Annotated in this window: 2 protein-coding genes and 1 pseudogene; all 3 read left to right on the top strand. The window is 39.2% G+C overall.

Annotated features, from left to right (window positions below):
* Positions 1-13: 13 nt before the first annotated feature.
* Positions 14-352 (top strand): annotated as a pseudogene (locus tag FGQ66_RS14870) (prolipoprotein diacylglyceryl transferase family protein); the annotation flags it as partial.
* A 146-nt stretch (positions 353-498) separates the two neighbouring features.
* The gene (locus FGQ66_RS14875) at positions 499-732 is read left to right on the top strand and encodes a heavy-metal-associated domain-containing protein (RefSeq protein WP_002292161.1); all 234 of its coding nucleotides are present in this window, start codon (positions 499-501) and stop codon (positions 730-732) included.
* A gap of 197 nt (positions 733-929) precedes the next feature.
* A complete protein-coding gene (locus tag FGQ66_RS14880) occupies positions 930-2834 on the top strand; it encodes a heavy metal translocating P-type ATPase (RefSeq protein WP_138302655.1) in 1905 nt (634 codons plus the stop codon).
* Positions 2835-3092: the final 258 nt, after the last annotated feature.

Raw genomic sequence — 3092 nt, forward strand, 5'->3', positions numbered from 1 at the left:
AGGATTTAGATGATTTATTGCTTTACAGCGAATAATCGGACACACTTTTTTCTACACGTTGGTGTTCTGTCGCTCTTTATTAACAACGGGACAGAACTCAGTGCTTTTGCGTCAAGGAGAAGTCGCTTTGAGTTACGTTTTGTGGTACTCAGTGGGTCGGTTCTTCATTGAAGGTATGCGAACGGACAGTTTATGGATTGGCGAGTGGATCCGCGTTTCGCAAGCCTTGTCTCTGGCCCTGTTTATTGGCGCGATTGTAGTATGGTTTATACGCAGACAAGATTATCCACCAATTTCTTATTATTCTGATGGCAATAAGGGGCAGAAAAAGACTATTAAGATGGTGAATTGAGCAAAAAGATAAAAAGAAGTGCAAAACTTGATATGCGTCAATTTTCGTTTGCTAAAAGGGAGCTATACTACAGTTGTAAAGAGGAAAAGGCAGTGTTCATTAATCTGCTGCCGATAAAATAAAAACACATAAAGGAGATAGGAATTATGGAAAAAGCTATATTGCAATTAGAAACGTTGTCTTGTCCAAGTTGTATGCAAAAAATTGAAGGTGCCGTAAAATCAGTTAACGGTGTTGATAAAGACAGCATTAAAGTATTATTCAACTCCAGCAAAGTCAAAGCCAATTTTGATTCAGCTGTCACTTCGATTGAAGAGATTCAAAAAGCTATCGAAAACGTAGGCTATCCGGTCCTTAAAGCAAAAGTCAAGGCCGCTTAACAGATTAAATGAACTAGGCAATTCTGGAAGAAAAGCTATTTTTCCAGGATTGCTTTTTTTGTTGCAATCCGATTCGAGGTGCTTAGAAACGATAAAAGAGAACTTTCTAAACTTGATGTCAGTCAATTAATTACTTAGGCAATTATCTTATACTGTGTTTATCAATAAAAGAGAAATTAAATTTGGAGGGAAAAAGCATGCAACAATATATATTAAGCAAGAAAAATGTTATCACCGTCATCAGTGGATTGTTAATCGTACTCGGTTTCTTCAGTCACTTTGTTTTAGAAAACGTAGGACTTTCAGAGTGGTCTTTGATCATCGCCTCTGTCTTTGGGATTACGCCAATTGCCATTCAAGCGTTTCAAGCAATGAAAGTCAAAGTCATCAGTATTGATGTCTTAGTCAGTATTGCAGCGATTGGTGCGCTTTTTATTCAAAATTATGAAGAATCGGCTATTGTCACATTCTTATTCTTATTCGGACACTACTTGGAACAACGAACATTGAACCAAACGCGATCTGCTATCAAAGAATTGACTGAAATGGCACCCGAAAGCGCCTTGAAACAAATGGATAATGGCGAATTTGAAGAAGTAGAAGTGGATGATATAGATGAAGGGGATATCTTGCTCGTTAAAACGGGTGCGAAAGTTCCAGTAGATGGCATAGTCCTTACGGGTGAAGGGCATATCAATGAAGCTAGCATTACAGGTGAAGCTGTTCCAGTCAACAAGCTAGCTGATGCAGAAGTTTTTGCAGGAACCATTTTAGAAAACGGAACGATTCAAATCAGAGCTGACCGAGTTGGTGAGGACACCACATTTGGAAAAATTATTGAACTCGTGGAAGAAGCACAAGATTCTAAATCCGAAGCGGAACGGTTCATTGATCGCTTTTCTAAATACTACACACCAGCTGTCTTGGTTCTGGCAATTGTTGTATGGGCGTTCAGTCAAAATATTGAGTTAGCAATCACCATCTTGGTTCTAGGTTGCCCAGGCGCATTAGTTATCGGAGTGCCTGTCTCAAACGTTGCCGGTATTGGGAATGGTGCTCGTAACGGTGTTCTTTTAAAAGGGAGTGAAGTCATTCAAGACTTCAGCAATGTGGATACAATTGTATTTGATAAGACAGGTACTTTAACTGTCGGAAACCCAACCGTTGCAGCGACTGAACTGTATGAAAAAGATCCTGCTGAAACGCTTGGCTATCTGGCCAGTGTGGAACGGGAATCAGATCATCCATTAGCAAAAGCGGTCTTAAATCAAATTGGAGAAACAAACTTTTATCCTGTTGAAGGAACTGAAGTCGTGAAAGGCGGCGGAATCGTTTCAAGTGTAGCTGGACATAGAGTGGCTGTTGGGAATGTGGCCTTGATGGAAAAAGAAAATGTCACTCTCAGCAAAAAGGTGCAAAAAGATATCAAACGGTTTGAACAACATGGGAACTCTCTCGTTTTGACAGCGGTCGACGGTGAATTAAAAGTACTGATGGGCATTCGCGATCAAGTCCGTCCGGGTGTGAAAGCTAATTTGCAGGAATTAAAAGACTTGGGCGTGAAAAATCTAGTCGTTCTTTCAGGAGATAACCAAGGAACCGTTGATGTGGTCGCCGGCGAACTTGGTTTGACCGAAGCTCACGGCCACATGTTGCCGGAAGACAAATCGACTTATATCGGAAAACTTCAACAACGTGGTCAAATTGTAGCCTTTGTTGGAGATGGCGTTAACGATAGTCCGTCCTTAGCTTTAGCAGACATTGGAATCGCAATGGGAAGCGGAACGGACGTAGCGATTGAAACATCCGATGTCGTTTTAATGAACTCGAACTTCAGCAACTTGCCTCACGCATTAGGATTAGTAAAAGCCACCGCAAATAATATGAAACAAAATATCGTGATTTCAATTGGAGTAGTGTTGGTCTTGTTGACCAGCGTCTTCTTCAGCGAATGGATGAATATGTCTATCGGAATGTTGGTTCATGAAGGTAGTATCTTGGTGGTAATTTTCAATGGCATGAGATTAATGAAGTATAAGTTGAAAGGTCGAAAAGAACAAAAAGAAGTATCAGCACCTGCAGAGAAAGTAAAAATATCTTAAGAATAAATTAGAAGAGGCTGAGACAATAGTCCATCCTTGAAATGACAAAAGCGGAAACTCAGATTTTTAAATCTGGGATTTTCCGCTTTTTTGAGTTCTTGAAAAAAAATAAGAGTATAGAGTATGTTCTTTATAAAATTAATTTTCGTGTAAATGATTAAAAAATTTAATAATAAAATTTAACCTGAATAATTCATACATTCTATTCGAATGCTCACAAATCGCTTAACAATAATCAAAACACTCATTTTTCATTTT

The organism is Enterococcus sp. BSD2780061688st2 D3 (genome assembly GCF_005844145.1).
Classification (GTDB): Bacteria; Bacillota; Bacilli; order Lactobacillales; family Enterococcaceae; genus Enterococcus_B; species Enterococcus_B durans.